The organism is Actinomadura meridiana, assembly GCF_039537545.1.
GTDB lineage: Bacteria > Actinomycetota > Actinomycetes > Streptosporangiales > Streptosporangiaceae > Spirillospora > Spirillospora meridiana.
The window spans coordinates 522,524-546,534 of record NZ_BAABAS010000020.1 but is presented as its reverse complement, the minus strand read 5'-3'; the positions used below and the strand labels follow the sequence as shown (position 1 = coordinate 546,534).

Sequence of the window (24,011 nt, the reverse complement as noted above, 5' to 3'; positions counted from 1 at the left end):
CGATCTGCCGCATCGGTGTCGTGGCTGCGTGTTCTGGGAGCTGGATCCGGTGAGCCGGGATCGGGCGTTGGAGAGCGGCGACTCGGGGCTGGAGAAGGAGGCGTGGATCTCCTCGACGCTGCTGGAGTGGGGCAGCTGCGGCAAGATCGTTTATGTCGACAATGTGCCTGCGGGCTTTGTGTTGTACGCGCCGCCGCTGTACGTGCCGCGGTCGGTGGCGTTCCCGACGAGTCCGGTCAGCGCGGACGCGGTGTTGCTGATGACCGCGCACATCCTGCCGGAGTTCTCCGGTGGTGGGCTGGGGCGGATGCTCGTCCAGGGCGTCGCGAAGGACCTCACCCGGCGGACGGTGAAGGCGATCGAGGCGTTCGGTGATCTGAAGGGCGAGGACGGCGGGTGCATGGTGCCCGCCGACTACCTGCTGTCGGTCGGGTTCAAGACGATTCGCCCGCATCACCGGTATCCGCGGCTGCGGCTGGAGCTGAAGTCGGCCCTGTCGTGGCGTGAGGATGTCGAGGTCGCGCTGGAACGGCTGCTGGGGTCCATGACCCCGGAGGGAGCGCTACGACCCGTCTGAGGGGATCTGAGGCGATTTGCGCGTGTGGCCCGCGCTCTCGATGAGAGCACGGGCCACACGCTTTCGCGCTCGCCGCGGGAGACGACGAGGTCAGATGAACTCCGCCAGGTCGCGCAGGAGGGCGGCCTTCGGCTTGGCGCCCATGATCTGCTTCACGACCTGACCGTCCTGGTAGACGTTCAGCGTCGGGATCTGGACGACGCCGTACTCCTGCGGCACCTTCGGGTTCTTGTCGATGTCGAGTTTGACGATCTCAAGCTTGTCGCCGTGCTCCTTGGAGATCTCCTCCAGGATCGGCGCTACCATCCGGCACGGCGCGCACCATTCGGCCCAGAAGTCGACGAGAACGGGCTTGTCGCTGCCCAGGACCTCGGACGCGAAGTCGGCGTCGGTCACGGCTTTCATGCTTCTCCTTCTCTCTGCGTCCGGCGGCATGCCCGATGCCGCCGGACGATCATGCTCGCCCGTCGAACCCACCGGACGCTAGCCCGTCGAACCCGTCAGACGCTCGGCCGTTCGACGGGCGGGTGGGACGGGGCTCCTCAGGCCTGGGGGGTGGTTTCGGCGGCGTCCCGGTCCTGGAGCCAGTGTTCGGCGTCGATGGCGGCGGCGCAGCCGGTTCCGGCGGCGGTGATGGCCTGGCGGTAGACGTGGTCCACCACGTCCCCGCAGGCGAACACGCCGGGGACCTTCGTCCGCGTGGTCGGCGCGTCGACGAGGAGGTAGCCGTCGGTGTCGGTCTCCAGCTGGCCCGCGAACAGCTCGCTGCGCGGGTCGTGGCCGATCGCGATGAACAGGCCGGTGATCTCCAGCTCGGACTGCTCGCCGGTCTTGGTGTCGCGGAGGGTCACTCCGGTGACGCGGTCGTCGCCGTGGATCGCGGCGACCTCGCCGTCCCACCGGAACTTGATCTTCTCGTTGGCGAACGCCCGGTCCTGCATGATCTTGGACGCGCGCAGCTGGTCGCGGCGGTGGATCACGGTGACGGACCGCGCGAACTTGGTGAGGAAGATCGCCTCCTCCATCGCGGTGTCGCCGCCGCCGACGACCGCGATGTCCTGCTCGCGGAAGAAGAAGCCGTCACAGGTCGCGCACCACGACACGCCGCGTCCGGAGAGGCGCTTCTCGTCCGGCAGGCCCAGCTCGCGGTACCCGGACCCGGTCGCGACGATCACGGTCTTGGCGAGGTAGGTCTCGTCCTCGACCTTGACGACCTTAGGGTCGGCGGTGAGGTCCACCTCGGTGACGTCGTCGGTGATCAGCTCGGCGCCGAACCGTTCGGCCTGCTTGCGCAGGTTGTCCATCAGGTCGGGGCCCATGATCCCGTCCGGGAAGCCGGGGAAGTTCTCCACGTCGGTGGTGTTCATCAGCGCACCGCCCGCCGTGACCGACCCTTCGAACACCAGCGGTTTCAGATCGCCGCGGGCCGCGTAGACGGCGGCGGTGTAGCCCGCGGGGCCCGAGCCGATGATGATGACGTTACGGACGTCGCTCACAGTTCTGCCTCTCCTCAATGGCCGTCGGTGCCGCGCGACCCGACCTGCCCAATCGCGTCAACCGATCCTAGGCCCCGGGGATTCCCGGCACACCGTGCCACCACGCCCCTTGTCTAGGGTGGGACGCATGGCGCGCGTTCTGCTTTTTCACTCGATGTACGGGTTGCGTCCCGCGGTCTCGCGGGCGGCCGACAGGCTGCGCGAGGCGGGGCACGAGGTGCACGTCCCGGACTTCTATGACGGACGGGTCGTCGACACCGCCGAGGAGGGCATCGAGATCAAGGACGAGATCGGACGCGACGAGCTGCTGCGCCGCGCGGTGGCCGCGGCCGCCCCGCTGATGGGCGACGGCGGCCTCGTGTACGCGGGGTTCTCCCTCGGCGGCTCCCTCGCCCAGAATCTCGCGCTCGTCGACCCGAAGGCGGGCGGCCTGCTGCTGATGCACGGGACGTCCGACATGGCGGACGACGCCTCCACCGAGATCCCGGTGCAGCTCCACGTCGCCGACCCGGACACGTGGGAGCCCGCCGACTGGTTGAACGCCTGGTATCTGCGGATGCGGCGGGCGGGCGCCGACGTGGAGGTCTTCCGCTACCGGGGCGCCGGGCACCTGTTCACCGACCCTGACCTGCCCGACTACGACGCGGAGGCCGCCGAACGCGCCTGGACGGTCGCGCTGGGCTTCCTGGCGTCCCTCTGACCGAAGGCCCTGGCGCCCCGTTGACCAAAGGCCATGGACGGGCGGCGTGGCAATGACCCGCCGGTGTCCATGGCCTTCAGAGGTCAGGCGTTCTTCACCGTCTTCAGGACGTGCTGGTTCTGGGCCGAACAGGTGGGCCCGACCACCCACAGGTGCAGTTTGCCCGCCGTGTCGCCGCGGACGGCGATCACGGTCGCCGGTTTGCCCTCGTAATCGGCGCGGTCGACGAGGACGGGTTTGCGTTCGCCGGTGATGCTGAGGACGCAGCCGCGAAGACGCGTGTCCGGCGCGTCCGCGGTGCCCAGGTTGTGCATGCCGGACACGATCTTTCCGGCCTGTGCGGCGAGGGTCGCGGTCCGGTAGTCGGTGCCGCTGTGGGTCACGGCGAACGGGGCGGCCGGTGCCGCGTTCGGCACCGCGCCGCGCTCCCCGGACATGCTGGGGTGTGCGTTGTCCTGCGGTGGTGTCGCCGCCTGGCCGTTGCCGCCGCTCGTGTCGTCCATGGCGATCGTGCCGACCGCCGCTCCGCCGCCGAGCACGACCACGGCCGCGGCGGCGGCCGACAGTATCCGCCAATGGCGCCGTCCGCGCCGCTGTTCCAGGCTCGCCACGGTGGCCGTGTTCAGCGACTCCGCCGCGATGGCGGTGTCGATGCGGTCGGCCAGTTCGGCGGGCATGGACGGCGCGGGTGCCTCCGCCAGCAGCCGGGACACGTCCACGAGATCGTCGGACAGGTCACGGCAGTCGGCGCAGGTGTCGAGGTGCGCGTTGACGGAGGCGGCTTCGTCGTCTTCGAGCAGTCCTTCGGCCAGGTCGGCGAGGATGTCGTAGTCAAGGTGTGCGGGGTTCACTTTGGCATGCCACCTCCTTCCACACCTCCGACGTTTTTGTGTTCCCGTCGGTTCCGGTGGTGGCCGAGAAGGGGGGCCAGCCGGGCGCGTCCACGGGCGCACCGGCTCTTGATCGTTCCGGGCGGGACGTCCATGACCTGCGCGGCGTCGTCGACGGAATAGCCCATCATGTCGACGAGGACGAGCGCGGCCCGCTGCTCGAACGGGATCTGCCGCAGCGCGGAGTGGACGTCGAGGGACACCCCGTGCGCGTCGGTCGGGTCGGGCATCTTCGGCGCGACGGCGTCGAACGTGGCGTCGTCCCCCATCGGGGTCGCCGGGCGGACGGACTTGCGCCTGATGCGGTCCAGGCAGGCGTTCACGACGATCCGGTGCAGCCAGGTGGTGACGGCGGCGTCGCCACGGAACCGTCCGGCCGCGCGGAACGCCGACAGGCAGGCGTCCTGAAGCGCGTCGGCGGCGTCCTCGGGGTCGCCGAGCGTCCGCAGCGCGACGGCCCACATGCGGTCCCGGTGGCGGTGGACGAGTTCGGCGAAGGCGTGCGGGTCCCCCTCGGCATGACGGGCGAGGAGCTCCTTGTCGGGCACCTCGTCGACGCGACGCATGCTCACCGACGTCATGAGCGACCGCTTTCTCGTTCGGGACGCCCGAAAGATGCCGGACGTCCGCGACCGGCTGCTGGGGTTTGCACCACAGATTCCTGGGGGCGAAGGGACATTCTGCTTACAGGCACGATACAGACATAGGCCATGCCACGTCACAGCCCTTGTCGTCCGCGTGGAGCGTGATCAGCCGGCGGAACCGCAGACGGCGATCCCGCCGAGTCGCCCCCCAGAAGGACGCGGAAACTCGGTGAAGCAACCCGGTGCCCGACGCGTGTGCCGGTAAGAGGCGAAATCCGATCAGTTCGACGGGCCGTGGACGGAGACCTCGCTGACCTCGGCGCGCAGTTGGCCGTCCGTGCCGTTGGAAATCTTGGTGAACCAGAGCAGGACGTACCGTGCGCTGGGCCGTCCCGGAACCTGGAACGTCGAGGCACGCGACCCAGACGTGGTGAGCGTCTGAACCTTCTTCATCGCCTTCGGATCGGGCGTGTCACCGATCTTCAGCTGAATGGTGGCGCCGGGCGCCTCGGGGAGCAGCGCCTTGACCTCGCTGATCGAGACCTGGTGGCCCATGTCGAGCAGCAGGCCGACGCCCTCCTTGAGGTTCCCGAACTCCGGCGAGGTGTAGTACGAGCTCCGCCAGGCGGTGCCCTCCTTGCCGTCGATGGCGAGACGGCCCTTCTCCTGCCCCTCGCCGCCGTCCTGGCCGGCGGGGTCGACGCCCGCCGCGCTCTGGACGGGGAGCTTGGTGGTGGCCGGTGTGGCGGGCGCGGACGACCGCTTGGGGTCGGCGGCGCCGGGGTTGGTGGGGTCGTTGTCGCCGCTGCCGCGCAGGAGGGCCCAGGCGCCGAGGCCGACGATGACCGTGAGCGCGGCGGCGGCGATGCCGAGCAGGGCGCGGTTGCCGCCGCGGCCGCCCGGACCGTGGGCCGGGGTCGTGCGGGTGGACGTGCCCGGGGGCGCGACGTCGTGCCGGTCGCGCGTGCGGGGCGGCGGGACGTGCGACGTCGCCGCGGTCTCGGCCGCGTGGTGCGGGCGGTTGTTCTGCGCCGGGCCGCGGTGCCGGGGCTGCGGGTTCGGGGCGGGACGCGGCGACGGCGGCTGGCTGTGGCCGAGGCCCGCGAACAGCGGCAGGGGGGTGCGGGGCACGTTGCGCAGCGCCTTGGCCAGGTCGGCGGGCGTCGCGAGGGGCTCGGCGGGGCCGATGCCGAGGCAGCGGCAGACGATCGCGTCGACCGCGTGCGAGATCCCGGCCTGGACCTGGCGGGGCGCGCGCGGGACGCCATCGGCGGCGGGCGCGGCGGGCAGGTCGGACCGGTCGTCGGCGCCCGGCCAGTGCGCGGTGAGCGCCGCGTACAGCATCCGGCCGAGGCAGTGGACGTCCTCGGCGGCGGGGTCGTCGGCGTGCCAGTCGTTGAGGACGGCGTCGGTCGCGACGCCGAGCAGCTTGACGGTGCCGCCCGTCGTCCACACGAGGTCGCGGGGGGTGAGGCACAGGTGCCACAGCCCGGCGGCGTGCGCGGCGGCGATCGCCTCGGACGCCTCGTACAGCAGCGTCGCGGCGCGCCCGGGTTCGAGGGGCGCCTTGGCGAGCATCCCCTCCAGGTTCTCGCCGACGACCCATTCGCTGACGATGTAGGCGCTCTCGCCGCTGTCGTCGGCGTCGAAGACCTGGGTGAGCCGCGGGTCGGTCAGCCGGCTGGCCGCGCGGGCGGACGTGACGGCGTCGGCGATCCGGGGGAACTCCGGTTCGAAGGTGCGGACGGCGACCGCCCGCGCGAGGATCTCGTCGATGGCCTTCCAGAGGGACGATCCGCCCGAGTCGCGGATGCGCTCTTCAAGCCGGTAGCGGCCGGCCAAACGGGTGCCGGGCTCGATGACTGACGTGCTCACGGCAACGTCCTGCACAGGTGGTCAGATCCCATGTTCGTGGCGTGGCAGCTTACGCCTCCGACCCTCCTCTTTGCGTTCCCCAGGGTGTCGCCCCGCAAGCCGTAGTCCCCCACATGGTAGTGGCTAGTCGTACAAGTGGCCCGCCTTATCGCGGCGCGTCCTGTTTACTTTGTCAGCGGCCCGGGAGGCGGCGGGCGAAAGTGGCGATGGTCGCCTGGACCTCGTCCACCCGCATCAGCTTGGCGAAGACCACGTACAGCAGGCCGCCGCCCGCCGAGCCGACGATCAGGGTGGCGAGTGCCGGGAACAGCCTGTCGGTGTCGCCGACGGCGTCCGCGACGGTGCGGGTGGCGTAGGCGAAGCCGATCAGCGGCCAGATCGCGACGAGCAGCTTCAGGTGCCCGCCGACGATGCGGCGGCCGTCGATGCCGCCGAGCTTGCGGCGCAGCACCAGCCAGCAGGTGACCGCGCCGACCGTGTTGGTGACCGCGAACCCGCCGGCGATGCCGACCACGATCCACTTGACGTCGAGCACGTTGTACGCGGCGAACGCCAGAAGGATGTTGCACGACACCGACACGATGCCGACCAGCGCGGGCGTCCGGGTGTCGCCGTGCGCGTAGAAGACCCGCAGCATCAGCTGGTACGTGGAGAACGGCACGAGCGCGATCGCGAACATCTGCATGATGCGCGCGATGACCAGCGCGTTGTCGGACGTCGTGTTGCCGTGCGCGAGCAGCACCGTGGTGATCTCGGGTCCGAGCACCAGCATCAGCGCCGCCGCGGGCATGATGATCACCGAGGCGAGCCGCAGGCCGCTGGAGAACGCGGCGCGCACGTCGGCGGTCTTGCCCTCGGCCGCGAACCGGCTCATCCGCGGCAGCAGCGCGGTGATCACCGAGACGCCGACGATGGCGTAGGGGAGCTGGAAGAGCTGGTAGGCGTTGAAGTACGGCGTGTACCCGTAGCCCTCGCCGAGGTTCTGCGCGACGCCGAGCTTGCCGGCCCGGTTCGTGAGCGCGGTGACGACGGCGAGCCCCGTCTGCGCGGCGACGACGTACAGCAGCGTCCAGCCCGCCATCCGCGCGACCTCGCCGATCTCGCCGCGCTGGAAGTCCAGGCGGGGCCGCCACCGGAACCCGACCCTGCGCAGCGACGGCCACAGCGCGACCGTCTGTAGGACGATCCCGCCGGTGGTGCCGATGGACAGCAGCATCAGCTGCTGGTCGGAGATGGTGGACGGGTCGACCCGTCCCGTGGTGATCGCCAGGAACGCGCCGCCGACCGCGATCACCACGAGGTTGTTCAGGACCGGCGCCCACATCGGCGCGCCGAAGCTGCCGCGCGTGTTGAGGATGGCCCCGGCGAACGCGCCGACGCCGTAGAAGAAGATCTGCGGCAGGAAGAACCGCGCGAACAGGACGGCGACCTTGCGCTGGTCGGCGCCGTAGCTGCCCGCGAGGACGTCGATGAACAGCGGCGCGCACGCGACCGCGACGATGGTGAGCACCGCGAGGCCGATCACCGCGATCGTGAAGACGCGCTGTTCGTACCGTTCGCCGTAGGCGCGGTCGCGTTCCTTGGCCCGCACCAGCAGCGGGACGATCACGCTGGTCAGGATGCCGCCGAGCAGCAGGTCGTAGATCTGGTTCGGGATCGTGTTGGCGGTGTTGTAGGCGTCGGGCAGCAGGCCGGTGCCGAGCGCGGCGACGATGACGGCCGTGCGCAGGAACCCGGTGACGCGGGACGCGAGCGTGCCCACCGCCATGATCGCGCCGGAGCGCAGGATGCCGCCGGACCCGCCACTCTTGCCGTCCGGTTCGTCCGCGCTGGGGGGCTGGCCCGGGAGGGAGTCCACGACGGTCTCGCCGACGGGCGTCCTGCCGCCGGGGGCGGGGATGTCGATCGCCGTCTCGGACGCGACGTTCCCCGCGCCCGGGGGCCGGTTCGCGGGCGGCGGGCCCGGCTGCCGTGCCGGGTTCCACGGCGCCCGAGGATCATGCCGCGGCCCCGGCGCCGGATACCCCGAGGGCGGCGGACCCTGCGGCGGTGGGCCCTGCGGCGGGCGACCTTGTGGGGGTCGGCCCTGGGGCGGTCGGCCTTGGGGTGGCGGGCCTTGGGGTGGCGGGCCTTGCGGCGGGCGGCCCTGAGGTGGCGGGCCCTGCGGGGGTCGCCCCTGGGGGGGACGGCCCTGAGGTGGGCGGCCTTGGGGTGGTGGGGGGCCGTTGCCTCCCGCCGGACGTCCCTGGGGGCCGCCCGGTGGCGGATACCGGTGGGAGCGGTGGCGTCCCTGCCCGGGCGGGTCAGGCGGGCCCGTCGGGTTGCTGCCCTGGGCCTGGGGAGCGCCCTGCGCCGGATATCCCTGACCCTGGGGGTGGCCCGGACGCGGGCCCGGGCCCGGGGAACCGCTCTGGCCCTGGGTCGGATAGTCCTGTCCCGGTTGCTCCGGGGAACTCGGCGGCTGATCGCCCGGGCCCTGGGAACCCGGGCCCGGGGTACCCGTTCCCCTGGCCCGCCGTCCCCGACGATCCCGTTCCGGTCGACCCGTCACCGGCTGCCTCCGACTTCCGGCGGCGCCTCGCTCTGATGGCCCGCACTCCGACGCCCACGAAGAGTACGGCAAGTCCGCCACCGGTGATGAGAAGGGCGAGGCGTCCGTAACCGGTGGTGCGGACGACGATGGTCTCGCCGCCCCCGAACGTCCGGCCGCCCGAGTCCGGGATGACCAGCGACAGGTGCACCTCGAAGTTGCCGTTCCCCGCCGCCTTGGCCGGAATCCACCGCTGGGCCCGTTCGCCGGGGCGCAGTTCGATCACCGCGTCCTCGTCGTCCAACTGCCCGAGTTGCAGTTTGGCGGTGTTCTCCGATTTCGCGACGAGCCGGACCCGCACGGACTGGTTCGTCAGGCGGTTCTCCACCAGCACGGGCAGCTTGCCCGTGCTGCCGCCCATCAACACCCGTTTGTTCTTGGTCGTGACGATGCGGACATGGTTCATGTCGTCGGAGAGCTCTTTCGCGACCGTCTTGCGGGCCCCCCTGGCACGGCCGGGCATCGTCCGCCACGAGACGGACTCCAGGCGCAGGACGGCCCGGTCGTAGGAGACCACGACGTTGCCGGTCATGATCGACCGGAACGTCGCGGCCTGTCGCGCGATCTCCCGCGTCTGCTCCAGGTGGGCGTCGCTCAGCTCGTACGCCTCGTAGTCGTCGTCGTAGATCTTGAGGAGCCGGTCCTGCGGCCGCGCCGAGGAGATCCTGCTCAGCGGCGCCTCCCGCAGCCAGGGCGCGCCCTTGGTGTAGGACAGCAGCTTGCCCGCGAAGCCGGGCGCCGGGTTCCAGTGCCGGTCGGGCGCGACGACCACGGTGCGCGGCAGGCTCGGCGTCTCCGCCGCGATCATCGCCGTCTCGGCGAGGAAGCGCTGCTCGGCCAGCGTCGCCCCGGCGTCGGTCTTGGTGCCCTTGCTGACGATCTCGCTGAGCTTCTCGTCGTAGATGAGCGCCGTCTTCTTGCCCGAGTTCGTCTGGACGGTCGTGGTCGCGTTGGCGGGCGTCCCCTGCGGCGGGTTCTCGAACTGCTCGCTGCTCATCAGGAACGCGCCGTCGTTCTTGAGGGCGTGTCCGGCGAGCTGTCCGATCGTCCCGCCGCCCGCCATGCCGTAGGGCGGCCAGGCGACATGGGTGTCCGGCGCGCGTCCGAGGGACTTGGTCGCGACATCGGTGTACCTGGGGTCGAAGGCGGTGTTGATGTCGCGCCACATCTTGTGTCGCACGAGGGCGACGACGTCGGGGTCGGCGTAGGGGACGGTGAAGTACGGGTCGCCCTTGGACGCGGCCTTCAGCGACGCCAGCCAGGTCGTCGCGACTGTGCTCTTCTCCTTCTTGGTGGACTTCCCGTTGGACGACTTCACCGTGTAGTCGCCGGACGCCATCGTCTGGGCGTCGTCCAGCAGCGCCGGGTCGATCGCCCACGTGATCGGGGTGCCGCTTCCGGCGGCGGCGCCGAGGAGCTTGCCGAGCCGCCCGCCGGGAGCCATGTCCGTGTTGAGCTGGTCGTCGACGAAGGTCTGGTCGTTGGTACGGTGCATCCGGTCCATCAGCGGCCACACCCAGCTGATCGTCACCGGCTCGAAGTGGGTTCGCTTCGGCACGAACGTCACGAACGTCGTCAGCCCGCCGACCACCTGCTGGGCGGAGTTCAGGACCTCCACACCGACCGGGTAGACGCCGGGCGCGCCCGCCGTGGCGCGCAGGCCCAGGGCCTTGGTGCTCGTCTTGAACGTCCAGCTCTGCGTGGTGCCGGGCGCGGCGACGCGCGGCAGTTGCAGTTGCGGCCCGATGTTGGGCAGCTGGCTCGGCTGGCCGGACGCGAGCTGGTCGAGCTGGCCGCGGCTGATGACGGGCCGCGCGCTGTAACGCAGCCGCATCGTGACCCCGGTGAGCTGGTCGTCCGTGCGGTTCCTGGCCAGCCCCGAGATCTCGATCTTCGAGTTCTCCCGGACGGGCTTCGGGCTGACCTTGGTGAGCGCGAGGCCCACGGGCGCGCGCCGGGCCGCCGTGGCCGCTGGGGACTCGGGGGCCCGCGCCGTCGCGGGGGAGGCCAGCGTCACCGGCGCCGCCATCGCGATGCAGGGCAGCAGCGCGGCCAGCGCGACCGCGCGCCTGACCCTCCTCACGCCGGTTCCGACCAGGAGGCGCCCGAAGCCGCGTCGATCACGGAATCGGCCGCCCCGGGACGGCGGGCGTTGTTTTCCCGCACCACGGCCCCGATGTTAGTCGGCTACGCGGCGCTGTCAGACCGTCCCGTCCACCTGCGGCGTGGATTGGGGCCGCATGCCCGCCGCAACCGGGTCAGGCGACGGGGTGTCGGGGTTCTCGCGGGTCGGTCCTCGGGGACGGGACGTGAAAGAGGTCGTACGGTCGCGCGCGGCAGAGCGCGTACAGGGTGCGGGCCCTGATGCCGAGGGCCGTGGACGCTTCGCCGGTGGCCGTGTAGACGACGTCGTCCTGGGGGAGTCCGTCGACGACGCGGCGGTCGATGAGCAGGGGCATGTCGTCCGGCAGGAGGAGCGGGCAGACCAGACCGGCCGCGTACTCGGTGACGGCGTTGACGACGTCGGCGCGGGCCTGGCGGATGGTCGCGGCGCCGACCGCGCGCCGCACCGCGTCCATGGACGGACGTTCGCCCGCCCGCACGATCGCCCCGGTCAGGAACGCCCGGTCGCGGTAGCGGTCGTCGCAGGCGTAGACGCGCGTCACCAGGCAGCGGTCCGCGGGGAGGCCGAGCGCCTCGGGCAGCCCGTCGGCGTCGCCCAGCGCGGTGCGCAGCCGCACGATCTCGTGCATCGCCTCCCGTTCGAGCAGCGCGCGGTGGATGGTGAGGGCGTCCTTCATGATCGCTCCATCCCGCGGGGTCTCGCCCCGCTCAGCCCCCGACCTGGTTTCCGTGACCCCGTGCTGAGCACTCTGTGGGATGTCCCCACATACCTGAGATGTCCGGCTAACCCAGAGCGTGTTTCCCGTGAAACCCTCGCGCAGAGCCGGTGCCGCGTGCGCGGCGGCTCGTGGCCCGCCGGGATCCCGATACCGTTGTGGTGCGGGAGGCTCACCGGCGGTCGCGCTGGCGTTCATCGGAGTGCCCAGAACGTAACTCGGGGATCGCCGCATGTGAAGGGTCTCGTTCCGCCTCGGTCCGCAAGGACTCCCGTCCCACCCCCGCTGATCACCAGAAAGTCCTTTGTCAGCCCGTCTACCAAGGAAATACGCTCGATGGTCGTGCCCAACCAGAACGTGACCACGGAGGCCTCGCGGCGCACCGCGATCGCCGAGCTGCTGCACCACGTCGCGCCCGTCGCCGACGACCTCGGCGCCCTGTTCGCGGCGGCCGGACACGAGCTGGCGCTGGTCGGCGGACCCGTCCGGGACGCGCTGCTGCGCCGTCCGAGCAAGGACGTCGACCTCACCACCGACGCGCCGCCCGAACGCACCCTGGAGATCATCCGCGGCTGGGCGGACGCGCACTGGACGATCGGCATCGAGTTCGGCACGGTCGGGCTTCGCAAGAACGGCGTCGAGCTGGAGATCACGACGTACCGCAGCGAGTCCTACGATCCGAAGTCGCGCAAGCCCGAGGTGTCGTACGGGACGTCCCTCGTCGAGGACCTGCGCCGCCGCGACTTCGCCGTGAACGCGATGGCCGCCCGCCTGCCCGGACACGAGTTCGTCGACCCGTTCGGCGGCCTGGTCGACCTCCAGCGCAAGCTGCTGCGGACGCCCGGCCGTCCCGAGGACTCCTTCAGCGACGACCCGCTCCGCATGCTGCGCGCCGCGCGGTTCACGTCCCAGCTCGGCTTCACCGTCGCGCCGGACGTCGTCCGGGCGATGACGGACATGGCGGAACGCATCGAGATCGTCTCCGCCGAGCGGATCCGCGACGAGCTGTCCAAGCTGATCTGCGGCCGGTACCCGCGGCAGGGACTCGCGCTCCTGGTCGACACGGGCCTCGCCGCGCACGTCCTGCCCGAGCTGCCGAAACTCCGCCTGGAGATCGACGAGCACCACCGGCACAAGGACGTGTACGAGCACTCGCTGATCGTCCTGGAGCAGGCCATCGCGCAGGAGAAGGAAGGCCCCGACCTCGTCCTGCGGCTGGCGTCGCTCCTGCACGACATCGGCAAGCCGCGCACCCGCCGGTTCGAGGCGGGCGGACGGGTGTCGTTCCACCACCACGAGGTCGTCGGCGCGAAGCTGGTCCGCAAGCGTCTGACGGCGCTGCGCTACCCCAAGGACGTCATCGCCGACGTCTCCCGCCTCGTCGAGCTGCACCTGCGTTTCCACGGCTACGGCACCGGCGAGTGGACGGACTCGGCCGTCCGCCGCTACGTCCGCGACGCGGGCCCGCTGCTCCCCCGCCTGCACAAGCTGACCCGCGCCGACTGCACCACCCGCAACAAGCGCAAGGCCGACCGGCTCCGCCGCACCTACGACGACCTCGAACTCCGCATCGACCGCCTCGCGGAGGAGGAGGAACTCGCCGCGATCCGCCCGGAACTCGACGGCAACGAGATCCAGGAGATCCTCGGCATCACCCCGGGCCCCCTCGTGGGCAAGGCCTACCGTTTCCTCCTGGACGTCCGCCTCGACCGAGGCATGATCGGCAAGGAAGCCGCCGCGGAAGAACTACGCCACTGGGCCGCCACCGAAGGCATCCCCACCAGCCCCTCCAAGACCAACCCGCCCGCGGAGCAGGACGAGGATTCCAAAGGCGGCCTGCCCAATGGGCAGGAGCGCGCGGCTTCTGAGGGTGGGCTGGTCGAGGAGGAGGGAAGCGCGGGTTCTGAGGGTGGCGTGGGTGGGGGGTCTTCGTGATCTCGTTGCAGCTTGGGCGGATGAGTCCGGCGGAGGCCCAGCGGATGCTGGAGTTCGACCGTGAGCACATCTGGCATCCGTACTCGCCGATGCCCGCGTCCGCGCCCGTCCAGCCGGTGGTGTCGGCGGACGGGGTGCGGCTGACGCTCGCCGACGGGACCGAGCTGATCGACGGCATGTCGTCGTGGTGGGCGGCCGTGCACGGCTACAACCACCCGAAACTCAACGCGGCGGTCACCGGGCAGCTCGGCAAGATGGCGCACGTGATGTTCGGCGGGCTCACCCATCCGCCCGCCGTCCGGCTCGCGGAACGGCTGGTCGAGATCACGCCTGAGCCCCTGACGAAGGTGTTCTTCGCCGACTCCGGGTCCGTCGCGGTCGAGGTCGCGATCAAGATGGCGTTGCAGTACTGGCGGTCGAAGGGGCGGCCCGAGCGGCACCGGCTGCTGACCGTCCGCGGCGGCTACCACGGCGACACGTTCGGCGACATGGCCGTCTGCGACCCGGTCAACGGGATGCACCACATCTTCAACGACGTCCTCGCGCGGCACGTGTTCGCTCCCCCGCCGCCCCTCGGCTACACCACCGAACCCGACCAGGCGTACCTGGACGAGCTGTCCCGGCTGGCCGCCGAGCACGCGGACGAACTCGCCGGGATCATCGTCGAACCGGTCGTGCAGGGCGCCGGTGGCATGCGGTTCTACGCCCCCGAGTACCTGGACGCGCTCCGCGGCATCGCCGACGAGCACGGCCTTCTGCTCATCCTGGACGAGATCGCCACCGGGTTCGGCCGGACGGGCGAACTGTGGGGCTGCGACCACGCCGAGGTCGTCCCCGACATCATGTGCCTCGGCAAGGCCATGACCGGCGGATACCTCACCATGGCCGCCACCCTGTGCACCGACCGCGTCGCCCACGGGATCACCTCGGGCGAGGCGGGCGTCCTCATGCACGGGCCCACCTACATGGCGAACCCGCTGGCCGCGGCGGTGGCGTCCGCCTCCATCGACCTGCTGCTGTCACGCGACTGGCGTTCCGAGGTCGACACCGTCGAGGCGATCCTCACCAGCGAACTGCACGGCGCCGCCGACCTTCCGGGGGTGGCGGACGTCCGCGTCCTCGGCGCCATCGGGGTGGTGGAGGCGCGTGAGCCCGTGGACGTCCCGTCCGTCCAGGAGATCGCGATGGCGCACGGCGTGTGGCTCCGCCCGTTCGGCACGCTGATCTACACAATGCCTCCCTATATCTGCACGGACGACGAGGTCCACCACATCGCGGACGCCCTGTACGCCATCGCCGAGTCCCTCTGACCGCAGGCGCGGCGACGCGGGGTGCTCGCGTGCGTGCGCCGGGACGCGGTCTAGCGGAGCACCGGGGCGGGACGGCGGACTCTCGCGGTGGCCGCCCAGTAGGTGACCGCGCCCGCGGCGTAGGCGGCGATGACCGCCAGCAGGGTGAGCGAGGCGCGTCCGTCCGACGGGAGCCAGCTCGCGGCGGCCGCCGCGGCGGCGGCGAACATCGCGTTGAACAACATGTCGTAGACGGCGAACACCCGGCCCCGGTAGGCGTCGTCGATGGTCTCCTGCAAGGTCGTGTCGACGCACAGTTTCACGCCCTGCGACACGATCCCCAGGACGAAGCCGCTGGCGGCCCAGGGGCCCTCGGCGAACGGCATGCCGAGCGTGACCAGGCCCAACGCCGAAGCGCCGAGCAGGCACGCCACCCACGCCTGCTTGCTGATGCGCCGCACGACCGGGGGAGTGATCAGCGCGGCGGCGAAGTAACCGGCGCCGGACAGCCCGAGCATCAGCGCGAACGTTTGCAGGCCCGCGTCGGCGTCGTCCGCGAAGTGGTTGCGGCACAGCAGCAACGTCATGATCAGGATGACGCCGTACAGGAAACGGTGGAACGCGATCGCGGCCAGCGCCAGCGCCGCCTGGGGCCGCTGCGCGAGGTGCCGCGCGCCGTCCACCAGGCCGTCCAGCACGGTGCCCAGCGACTCGACGAACCGTGGCGCCTCCGGCCGGACAGTGCCGGGCACGGCGTCCTCAGAGGGGTGCGGACCCAGCAGGCGCCTCGGCAGCGTCGTCGCGATCAGTCCCGCGACGAGGAACATCCCGGCCGCCCACAGGAGGATCAGCGCCGTCCCGTCGTTGCCCGCGCCGAACACGCGCCGCAGGAGGTAACCCGCGCCGCCGCCGAGGAACGCGATTATCGTCCCGGACGTGACCGAGAAGGCGTTCGCAGTCACCAGATGGTCGCGCCGCACCACATGTGGAAGCGCGGCGGACAGCGCGGACAGGAAGAACCGGTTCACGCCGAGGACGACGAGCACACCGACGAAGAAGCCGGGACCGTCCCGCCCGGCCGCCACCACACCCGCGACGAAGACGACCAGGACGGCCCGCAGCACCGGCGTCCACACCAGGATCTGCCGCCGCTGCCACCGGTCGATGAACACCCCCGCGAACGGGCCGAGCACCGAGTACGGCAGCAACGTCACCGCGAACGCGACCGCCGCCCTGGCCGCCGTCGTCTGCCGCTCCGGTGAGAAGAACACGTACCCCGCGAGCGCGACCTGGAAGACGCCGTCGGTCATCTGCGATGCCAGGCGCGTCCCGTACAGCCGTCGAAAATCCCGCCCGCGCAGGATCTCCGGCAGCTCAGTAGCCCTCCCTGTGCTCATTGCAGTGTCCTCCTCCTTCGGGCGTTGAACGCCCTCCATCGTCGGAAACTGCGTGCGATCGCTGCATCGACTTCGACTCGCCTAGCGGCTCGCTGCGCGATCAGGTTTCTCGCGAGCTCGAAACCTGCCTTCGGACGCGATCGCAACAGTGAGGTCTCCGCGTGGTCGCGGAGGGGGTTGGGGTGTCTGCGTCTGTGGGCACGGTGTGCGCTGCGATCAAGACAACCACAACTGAGTGTAGTCGTAGGCGGCGGTTGTGGGGAGGAAGCGGGTGCCGTGGACGCGGGAGGAGCGGAAGATCGTGTGGGCTCGGTTCAGGAGCGGGACGATGGCGGCGTCCGCCATGATCGTTTGGTCGGTGCGTTGCCAGTAGGTGGCGGCGGTGGCCGGGTCGGGGGCGGTGAGGGCGGCGTCGATGAGGGCGTTGACCTGGGGGTTGTCGTAGCCGCCGTAGTTGGTGGAGTTCTGCCCGTAGGTGCGGCCGTCGAACAGCGGCTGGATGATCGAGCGGCCGTTGTTGCCGTACCAGTCGGGTGTCCAGCCGGGGGCGGCGATGTCCCATTCGCCCGCGCGGGAGCGGGCGGGGGTGGCGATGGTGGTGGAGTAGAAGGTGCCGCCGGAGTCGGCGGTGAGCTCGGTCTTCACGCCGCACGCGTCGAGGTTCTCGGCGATGGACTGGGCGATCAGCTTGTGGACGCTGTTGGTGCGGTAGGGGAACTTCAGCGTGAGCTGCGGGTGGTGTGCCTTCGCCAGGAGTTCGCGGCATTTGGCCGGGTCGCCGGACTCGTTGGGGGTCGGGTAGTGGTCGGCGGGCGCGTAGCCGGAGTTGCCGGGTGGGATCACCGTGTGCAGGGGCTTCGCGACGGAGGGGCCGCCGACGATCTTGATGAGGGCGCTGCGGTCGACGGCGTACTCCAGCGCCTGCCTGACCTCGCGGATGCCGAGCGCTCCGCCGTTGTTGGGGCTGCGGGTGTTGAACACCAGGTAGGGGCTGTTGTTCGGCGTCTCCATGATGGCGAACCGGGGGTCGTCGCGCAGGTCGGGGATCGCCGACGTCGGGACGGGCTGGTCCCAGGCGAGGTCGGCGACGCCCTGTTCGATCTGCTGCTGGACGGCCTCGGGCGAGTCCTGTCCGAGGGTGATGCGGATCTTCTCGACATGCCGTTCGCGGAGCGGGTCGCTGTCCGCCCGCCACGCCGGGTTGTGGGTGAGCATGTACGACATTCCCGGCCTGTAGTCGCTGATCCGGTACGGGCCGTCCGAGATGGTGTGCTGGCGGAAGTCCGGCCCGTCCGGTATGTAGCGGTCGTACTCCTGGGGTGCCGCGGCGGTGGGCGGTAGCGAGAGGAGGTGCAGGAAGTCGCTGGCGGGGACCTTCAGCTCGAAGACGAGCGTCGCGTCGCCCTTCGCGTGGACGCCCCTGATTTCGTGGGTCCGTTGGTAGGCGGCCATGGCGGCGGCGTCGTGGGCGTTGACGGCCGCATAGCCGCGGCAGAACTCGGCCATGCCCTTGAGCGTGGAGACGAAGTATCCCTTGGCGGCGGACGGCGACGCCGGGTTGCACAGTCGTTGGAACCCGCGGACGAAGTCCTGCGCGGTGACCGGACGCGGCGGCTCGGTGTCCCACCGGACGTCCTTGCGCAGCCGCACCGTGTAGGTACGGCGGTCCTTGCTGACGTCGCCGTTCTCCCGCGTCGGGACGCGGACGGCCACGTCAGCCCGCACGGGAATCGTCTCCTGGAAGTTGTTGGACGCCCGCGTCCCGAACAGGGTCCGCGCGAACGTACGGGCGAGCCCGTACGCGCCGACGCTGGCCACGGACGTGGGATCGAGGTGCTCGACGTCGGACGAGCCGACGACGCGAAGCGTGCCGCCGTCGCGCGGGTGTCCGGCCGCGGCGGCGTCGTCGCCTCCCCCGGCGCATGACGTCAGGACGAGGACGAGGCCCGTCAGCCCTGCGGCAACCCTGAACAGCTCGCGTCCCATCGCGTTCCCATCTCAAGCGGTAACCCGTGGTGTCACAGTAGGGCCAGAGCGTGACAAAGGACTGGTACATCACCGTTTTCTCAGGAGACGCGAAGACGCCCTGACAGTGGATGTCCACTGTCAGGGCGTCCTGGAAACGCTCTATCGACCCTCGGCGCGGGTCAGCGGTCGATCTCGCCGCGGATGAACTTCTCCACGGCGTCGTGCGCCTGGTCGTCGTTGTACTGCTCCGGGGGCGACTTCATGAAGTAGGAGGACGCCGACAGGATCGGGCCGCCGATGCCCCGGTCCTTGGCGATCTTCGCGGCGCGCACCGCGTCGATGATCACACCGGCGGAGTTCGGGGAGTCCCAGACCTCGAGCTTGTACTCCAGGTTGAGGGGGGTGTCGCCGAACGACTTGCCCTCCAGCCGGACGTAGGCCCACTTGCGGTCGTCCAGCCACGGCACGTGGTCGGACGGGCCGATGTGCACGTCGGCCTTCGCCATCTCGTGCGGGATCTGCGACGTCACCGACTGCGTCTTGGAGATCTTCTTCGACTGGAGCCGCTTGCGCTCCAGCATGTTCATGAAGTCCATGTTGCCGCCGAAGTTGAGCTGGTAGGTGCGCAGCAGCTCAACGCCGCGGTCCTCGAACAGCCGGGCCATCACGCGGTGCGTGATGGTCGCGCCGACCTGCGACTTGATGTCGTCGCCGACGATCGGGACGCCCGCGTCGGTGAACTTCTGGGCCCACTCGGGGTCGCTGGCGATGAACACCGGCAGCGCGTTCACGAACGCGACCTTGGCGTCGATGGCGCACTGGGCGTAGAAGCGGTCGGCATCCTCGGAGCCCACCGGCAGGTACGACACGAGGACGTCCACCCGGGCGTCCTTCAGGGCCTTCACCACGTCGACCGGCTCGGCGTCCGACTCCTCGACCATGTCGAGGTAGTACTCGCCGAGGCCGTCGAAGGTGTGGCCGCGCTGGACGGTCACGCCGGTCGGCGGGACGTCGGCGAACTTGATCGTGTTGTTCTCGCTGGCGTGGATGGCCTCGGACAGGTCCATCCCGACCTTCTTGGCGTCAACGTCGAACGCCGCGACGAACTCGACGTCGCCCACGTGGTAGTCGCCGAACTGCACGTGCATCAGGCCGGGGACTCGTTTGTCGGGCGCCGCGTCCTTGTAGAACTCGACACCCTGGACGAGCGAAGAGGCGCAGTTGCCCACACCCACGATGGCTACGCGCACCGAACCCATCCGGTTGCTCCTTCTCTTTTGCGGAACATGTGGTGTTTCTTCACCCGATCCCCGATGGCACCAGGTCGTGGTTCGACGACCCTCGGCCCGAGGCATGTCCTGTGTGGTTTCTTAAGTCTTGGTCTCTGCGGATCTGGCTTGCTGTTCCTGCTCGGCCCGCTCGCGTCCGATGAGCTCGTTGAGCCACCTGACCTCGCGTTCGACGGACTCCAGCCCGTGGTTCTGTAGTTCCAGCGTGTAGGAGTCGACCCGCTCGCGGGTTCGCGCCAGGGCGGCGCGGACGCTTTCCAGACGTTCCTCCAACCGGCTGCGCCGGCCTTCGAGGATCCGCAGCCGGACGTCGGCGCGGGTGTGCGAGAAGAAGGCGAAGTGCACGCCGAACCCCTCGTCCTCCCACGATGCCGGACCGGACTCGGTGAGGAGCTGCTGGAGCCGCTCCTTGCCGTCCGCGGTGAGCTTGTAGACGATCTTCGACCGGCGGCTCTGCAACGCCAGCGCCGTCGTGTTCGGCTCCTCCGGCCGGTCCTCGATGATCAGCCCGCTCTCCAGGAGCTGCTTGAGGCACGGGTAGAGGGACCCGTAGGAGAAGGCGCGAAACATGCCCAGCAGGGTGTTGAGCCGCTTGCGCAACTCGTACCCGTGCATCGGGGACTCGTGCAGTAGGCCGAGCACGGCGAGCTCCAGCACGCCCGCGCCCTTCCTGGCCGCCATCGTCCCGCCTTCCGCAGAGCCGGATGCCTCGATCCGATGTATCGAGTGAATGTATCGACTCGATACATCGACAAGATACGTAGTCCGGCGCGCCCTGGCAAGTGGGGATCTGTGCGCGACGGGAGACGGCCACCGCCGAACCCGTCGAACTGGCCCACAAATACGGCGAATTCAGGGTGTATGTGGCTGAAGTGTGTCAAAGTTGCGCGTGGAATCATCTGGCCACGTCATCCGTCCGCGGCCGCGGGGAGCAGCTCCCCGAGCGGTGGACGAGCAAGGAGGATCCACCGGCCGCAGCGTCCGGCCGGGACGTTGACCAGCCAGAACAGTACTTCGCCGTGCACCTGCTCCCCCCGCTCACCAGCTCGCACAGTACGCTCGGACGGCGCACGAGCCGCCCCCGGGCCGGTGGGTGTTCGACCCCGGCCCTCGGCAGCAACCGTTGTCCCCTGTTGATGAGGTCGCGTGAGTAATCCAAGCCAGCCCCGACCGGAACCCGGTTCGCAGAGGCCGGGCGGGCAGCAGAACCCCCGTCCCGGCGATTCCGACGACTCCGGCGATCCGGGACCACAGGACCGACCGTCGGGGTTCATGGGCGGCCAGCCCGTCCCTGATCCCGCCCCGACCAATCCGCTACCGGCCGTGCCGCCCGCACCGCCGAGCGGCCACGGCATCCCGAGCGGCCCCGGCTCGCTCGGCGGCCCCGGAGCCTCAACGGGATCCAACGCGCTGAACCCCCCGCCCCCGGGCGCTCCTCGTGGCTCCGACCCCCTGGGCCTGCCGTCCGCACCGGGCACCCCTGGCCCACGGCCGGGCTCCGGCGCGGTGCAGAACCCCGGTTTCGGTGGCCCCGCCGCTGGCGCTGGTGACCCCGCGGGCCCCACCAACCCTGGTGGTCTTAGTGGTCCTGGGTCGTCTCCCGGGCCAGGCCGGGCGCAGGGGCCCGGCTTCGGCGGTGCTGCCGGTCCTCCTGGTGGGCCCGGTGGTGGGATGCCTTCGGGGCCTGGTGGGGCGCCTCGTCCTGGGCCTGGTGGTCCCCTCGGCGGTCCGGGCGGGCCTGGGCCGGGTGGCGCGCCTGGCGGGTCCGGTATGGGACGGACGGGTGGACGCGCGGGCAGGCATGCCGCCGGTGGAGCCGGAATGGCCGGTGCCGCCGGGGCCGGGGCGTCCGGGAACGGCGTCCGGGAGAAGCTCGGCGAGCTGGGCAAGCGTGGACAGGACCTCGGGTCGAAGGTGACCGCGAAGTTCCGCAGCAGCGGCACTCGCGCGGCCCATCGCTCTGGCGGGCCAGGAGGTCCCGGAGGGCCAGGAGGCCCCGGCGGACCTGGAGGTCCCGGGGGTCCGGGACGGCCCGGTAAGGGGACGCCCGGAGCGGGCAAGCCCAGGCCGAAGACCTTTGTCGATCACCTGCGGTCGCGGGGGACGGGATGGCGCAAGTACATCCCGTCCTGGAAGGTCGTGGCCGGTGTGTCCGGGCTCGGGTTCGCGGCGTTCTGCACGCTGATCTGGGTCGCGTACACGAACACGCCGACGCCCGCGGAGCCCACGGTCGCGGGCGTCGAGGACCAGGCGTCGATCTTCTACTACACCGACGGCACAGAGATCGGCCGGATCGGCAAGAAGCGGCAGAGCGTCGAGCTGAACAAGGTGCCGCCGATCGTCCAGAACGCGGTGCTGGCGGCGGAGAACCGCAGCTTCCGCACCGACCCCGGATTCTCCATCAAGGGGACGACGCGGGCCGTGTGGGACAACCTGACCGGCGGGTCGGGCGGCGGGTCCACGATCACGCAGCAGCTGGCGAAGAACTACTACTCCGACCCGAACAACCGGACGGTGAACCGGAAGTTCAAGGAACTCTTCATCTCGCTGAAGCTGGAGGACAAGTACAGCAAGGACGAGATCCTCAAGCTGTACCTGAACACGATCTACTTCGGCCGCGACACCTACGGCATCCAGGCGGCGTCCCGCGAGTACTTCGGGACGGACGTGTGGAACCTGAAGCCCGACCAGGCGGCGCTCCTCGGCGGCCTCATCCAGAACCCGAACCGCGACCCGGGTGACAAGGACAACCAGGCGTGGGTGACCGGGCGGTACCAGTACACGCTCAAGGGCCTGGTCTCGATGGGCAAGCTCAGCCAGGCCGACGCCGACAAGTACATGAACCGCCTCCCCAAGATCAAGGAGGCGGGCACGGGCAACCAGCTGTACGGCGGGCAGCGCGGCTACATGCTGATGCGGGCCAAGCTGGAGCTCAGCAGGCTGGGGATCGACAACAAGGAGCTGACGACCAAGGGTCTGCGCGTCTACACCACGTTCGACCGCAAGCGGATGGCGATGGCGCAGCGCGCGGCGGAACGGACGATCCCGCAGCTGAACCCGAAGAAGCTGGCGGCGAAGAAGATCCGCGTCGGCCTGGTCTCGGTGAACACGGCGAACGGTGAGGTCATCGCGTTCTACGGTGGCCGCAACTATCTGGACCGGGCGTTCGACAACGTCTGGAAGGGGTCGGCGCAGGCGGGGTCGGCGATGAAGCCGTACGTGCTCGCGACGGCGCTGAAACAGAACTACAGCCTGAAGAGCATGGTGGAGGGCCGGTCCAAGATCCCGATCGACCCGCAGGGCAACGTCGTCTCGGAGGACGACCCGAAGGGCGTGAAGATACCGAACTCGCATGACGTGGCCCCGGCGGTCAACCTCATCACGGCGACCAAGGAGTCGGTGAACACCGCGTTCATCCAGCTGATGGGCAAGGTGGGCATCGAGGAGGTCATCAAGACCGAGACGGACGCCGGGATCGCGTCCGACCTGCTGGAGCCGCACGCCTGCTGCCTGAACCTGGCGCTGGGCGTGAACGACATCCGTCCCATCGAGCAGGCGACCGGGTACGCGGTGTTCGCCAACGGCGGCGTCTACCACCAGCCGCACGTGATCCGTCAGGTGAAGCAGACGGACAACAAGACGATCCGGCTGAAGCCGAAGTACGACAAGCGCCGTGTCTTCAGCACGAAGGTCGCGGCCGACGCCACGTACGCGATGCAGCAGGTCATCCTCAGCGGTACGGCGACGGCGGCGCGGCTCCCGGACGGGCGTCCGGCGGCGGGCAAGACCGGGACGACCGACCGGAACGTCTCGTCGTGGTTCATCGGGTACGTCCCGCAGGTCTCCACCGCGGTGACCCTCTACAACGAGTCGGTGGGCCCGGACAAACGAAAGAAATCGGTGATCCTGCCGGGGATCGGTGAGGTGGAGGGCGGTACGATCCCCGCCCGCATCTGGCGGTCCTATATGACGAGCGCCCTGCGCGGCGTGGACGTCAAGCAGTTCCCGCCACCGGTGTGGGGCGGCATCGTGCAGAAGTGGGCGAAGCCACCGGAGAAGCACGACAAGAGGCCCCCGTGGTGCGACGGCCCACTCGGCCAGTACGACCCGCGCTGTAAGGGTGAAGGCGGCGGAAACGGTGGGGGCGGGGGCAACAAGCCGCCCTGCCAGTCGCCGTTCCCAGACGGCAACTGCAACCCGAACAAGCCGCCGAGCATGCCCCCGCCGGACTGGTGGTGCAACATGCACCAGGGCAGTCCCGCCTGCCGGTTCCGAAGGAACGGTGAGGGCCGTGGTCTCGGTGAGCCGAACACGGTGAGACTCGCTCCGCTGTCGGTCATGGCAAGGCCACCGGAATGAACCGGCGGGCCCTTCCCGTCCGAACCGTCCCGTGGAGGCGGTGGTGTGACGTGAAGCATGTTTACGAGTTGCCGCACGCCAGCGGGGGTGGCGGCGTCCGCCCGGGTCGCCGGGATGAACCGGGCATCGCATCCCCTGCCCCCGCGCCACCGGGTGCGCAGTACTCTCTGACGACGCACAGCCGTACCCCAGTTGATGAGGTCGCGTGAGTAACCGAAGCCC

Annotated in this window: 17 protein-coding genes and 1 pseudogene; 6 read left to right on the top strand and 12 right to left on the bottom strand. The window is 70.2% G+C overall.

The window, feature by feature from the left end:
• The first annotated feature begins 49 nt into the window (after positions 1–49).
• The gene (locus ABD808_RS28605; RefSeq protein ID WP_425548988.1) at positions 50–577 is read left to right on the top strand and encodes a GNAT family N-acetyltransferase; all 528 of its coding nucleotides are present in this window, start codon (positions 50–52) and stop codon (positions 575–577) included.
• A 90-nt stretch (positions 578–667) separates the two neighbouring features.
• On the opposite strand, the gene trxA is transcribed toward ABD808_RS28605, so the two are convergent.
• Both trxA and trxB read right to left on the bottom strand, forming a co-directional pair.
• Entirely contained in the window at positions 668–982 is a 315-nt protein-coding gene (gene trxA, locus ABD808_RS28600) for a thioredoxin (RefSeq protein ID WP_344902853.1), read from the bottom strand.
• A 137-nt stretch (positions 983–1,119) separates the two neighbouring features.
• Entirely contained in the window at positions 1,120–2,073 is a 954-nt protein-coding gene (trxB, locus tag ABD808_RS28595; protein WP_344902850.1) for a thioredoxin-disulfide reductase, read from the bottom strand.
• Between the two features lie 127 nt (positions 2,074–2,200).
• On the opposite strand from trxB, the gene ABD808_RS28590 reads away from it, so the two are divergent.
• Positions 2,201–2,773: a dienelactone hydrolase family protein gene (locus ABD808_RS28590; RefSeq protein WP_344902847.1), complete on the top strand. Its 573-nt coding sequence runs from the start codon at positions 2,201–2,203 to the stop codon at positions 2,771–2,773.
• A gap of 83 nt (positions 2,774–2,856) precedes the next feature.
• Here the strand turns inward: ABD808_RS28590 and ABD808_RS28585 are convergent, their stop codons facing one another.
• From ABD808_RS28585 to ABD808_RS28560, 6 genes are all read right to left on the bottom strand, one after another.
• Entirely contained in the window at positions 2,857–3,624 is a 768-nt protein-coding gene (locus ABD808_RS28585) for an anti-sigma factor family protein (protein WP_344902844.1), read from the bottom strand.
• A complete protein-coding gene (sigM, locus tag ABD808_RS28580; protein ID WP_344902842.1) occupies positions 3,621–4,244 on the bottom strand; it encodes an RNA polymerase sigma factor SigM in 624 nt (207 codons plus the stop codon). Before sigM ends, ABD808_RS28585 begins: the two co-directional genes overlap by 4 nt.
• Positions 4,245–4,526: 282 nt before the next feature.
• A complete protein-coding gene (locus ABD808_RS28575) occupies positions 4,527–6,122 on the bottom strand; it encodes a protein kinase family protein (protein WP_344902839.1) in 1,596 nt (531 codons plus the stop codon).
• 172 nt (positions 6,123–6,294) lie between these two features.
• Positions 6,295–7,980, bottom strand: coding sequence for a murein biosynthesis integral membrane protein MurJ (gene murJ, locus ABD808_RS28570; protein ID WP_344902836.1), 1,686 nt, complete (start codon positions 7,978–7,980; stop codon positions 6,295–6,297).
• A gap of 445 nt (positions 7,981–8,425) precedes the next feature.
• A complete protein-coding gene (locus ABD808_RS28565) occupies positions 8,426–10,795 on the bottom strand; it encodes a DUF6049 family protein (RefSeq protein ID WP_344902833.1) in 2,370 nt (789 codons plus the stop codon).
• A 175-nt stretch (positions 10,796–10,970) separates the two neighbouring features.
• Positions 10,971–11,513, bottom strand: a complete 543-nt coding sequence (locus ABD808_RS28560) for a YbaK/EbsC family protein (RefSeq protein WP_344902830.1) — start codon at positions 11,511–11,513, stop codon at positions 10,971–10,973.
• Positions 11,514–11,888: 375 nt separating this feature from the next.
• Here ABD808_RS28560 and ABD808_RS28555 point away from each other — a divergent pair, with 375 nt between their 5' ends.
• Complete coding sequence (locus ABD808_RS28555) at positions 11,889–13,487, top strand: CCA tRNA nucleotidyltransferase (protein WP_344902827.1); 1,599 nt, start codon at positions 11,889–11,891, stop codon at positions 13,485–13,487.
• Positions 13,488–13,507: 20 nt separating this feature from the next.
• On the top strand, positions 13,508–14,797 hold the full coding sequence (locus ABD808_RS28550) for an adenosylmethionine--8-amino-7-oxononanoate transaminase (RefSeq protein WP_344902824.1): 1,290 nt from the start codon (positions 13,508–13,510) through the stop codon (positions 14,795–14,797).
• A 50-nt stretch (positions 14,798–14,847) separates the two neighbouring features.
• Here the strand turns inward: ABD808_RS28550 and ABD808_RS28545 are convergent, their stop codons facing one another.
• From ABD808_RS28545 to ABD808_RS28530, 4 genes are all read right to left on the bottom strand, one after another.
• Positions 14,848–16,173, bottom strand: coding sequence for an MFS transporter (locus tag ABD808_RS28545; RefSeq protein WP_344902821.1), 1,326 nt, complete (start codon positions 16,171–16,173; stop codon positions 14,848–14,850).
• Between the two features lie 216 nt (positions 16,174–16,389).
• Positions 16,390–18,159 carry an ABC transporter substrate-binding protein gene (locus ABD808_RS28540; protein WP_344902818.1) on the bottom strand — a complete coding sequence of 590 codons (1,770 nt, stop codon included), beginning with the start codon at positions 18,157–18,159 and terminating at the stop codon, positions 16,390–16,392.
• A gap of 161 nt (positions 18,160–18,320) precedes the next feature.
• The gene (locus ABD808_RS28535; RefSeq protein WP_344902815.1) at positions 18,321–19,400 is read right to left on the bottom strand and encodes an inositol-3-phosphate synthase; all 1,080 of its coding nucleotides are present in this window, start codon (positions 19,398–19,400) and stop codon (positions 18,321–18,323) included.
• A 111-nt stretch (positions 19,401–19,511) separates the two neighbouring features.
• Positions 19,512–20,111 carry a PadR family transcriptional regulator gene (locus tag ABD808_RS28530; protein ID WP_344902812.1) on the bottom strand — a complete coding sequence of 200 codons (600 nt, stop codon included), beginning with the start codon at positions 20,109–20,111 and terminating at the stop codon, positions 19,512–19,514.
• 101 nt (positions 20,112–20,212) lie between these two features.
• Between ABD808_RS28530 and ABD808_RS38665 the strand changes: the two are divergent.
• A pseudogene (locus ABD808_RS38665) lies at positions 20,213–20,311 on the top strand (hypothetical protein); the annotation flags it as partial.
• Between the two features lie 889 nt (positions 20,312–21,200).
• Complete coding sequence (locus ABD808_RS28525; protein WP_344902809.1) at positions 21,201–23,789, top strand: transglycosylase domain-containing protein; 2,589 nt, start codon at positions 21,201–21,203, stop codon at positions 23,787–23,789.
• Positions 23,790–24,011: the final 222 nt, after the last annotated feature.

Coding starts and splice junctions, on each gene's coding strand:
- ABD808_RS28535 (WP_344902815.1), bottom strand. CDS start 19,400: ATGGGTTCGGTGCGCGTAGCCATCGTGGGTGTGGGCAACTGCGCCTCT.
- trxA (WP_344902853.1), bottom strand. CDS start 982: ATGAAAGCCGTGACCGACGCCGACTTCGCGTCCGAGGTCCTGGGCAGC.
- ABD808_RS28545 (WP_344902821.1), bottom strand. CDS start 16,173: ATGAGCACAGGGAGGGCTACTGAGCTGCCGGAGATCCTGCGCGGGCGG.
- ABD808_RS28590 (WP_344902847.1), top strand. CDS start 2,201: ATGGCGCGCGTTCTGCTTTTTCACTCGATGTACGGGTTGCGTCCCGCG.
- ABD808_RS28560 (WP_344902830.1), bottom strand. CDS start 11,513: ATGAAGGACGCCCTCACCATCCACCGCGCGCTGCTCGAACGGGAGGCG.
- ABD808_RS28540 (WP_344902818.1), bottom strand. CDS start 18,159: ATGGGACGCGAGCTGTTCAGGGTTGCCGCAGGGCTGACGGGCCTCGTC.
- ABD808_RS28555 (WP_344902827.1), top strand. CDS start 11,889: ATGGTCGTGCCCAACCAGAACGTGACCACGGAGGCCTCGCGGCGCACC.
- ABD808_RS28525 (WP_344902809.1), top strand. CDS start 21,201: ATGGGACGGACGGGTGGACGCGCGGGCAGGCATGCCGCCGGTGGAGCC.
- ABD808_RS28530 (WP_344902812.1), bottom strand. CDS start 20,111: ATGGCGGCCAGGAAGGGCGCGGGCGTGCTGGAGCTCGCCGTGCTCGGC.
- ABD808_RS28550 (WP_344902824.1), top strand. CDS start 13,508: ATGAGTCCGGCGGAGGCCCAGCGGATGCTGGAGTTCGACCGTGAGCAC.
- sigM (WP_344902842.1), bottom strand. CDS start 4,244: ATGACGTCGGTGAGCATGCGTCGCGTCGACGAGGTGCCCGACAAGGAG.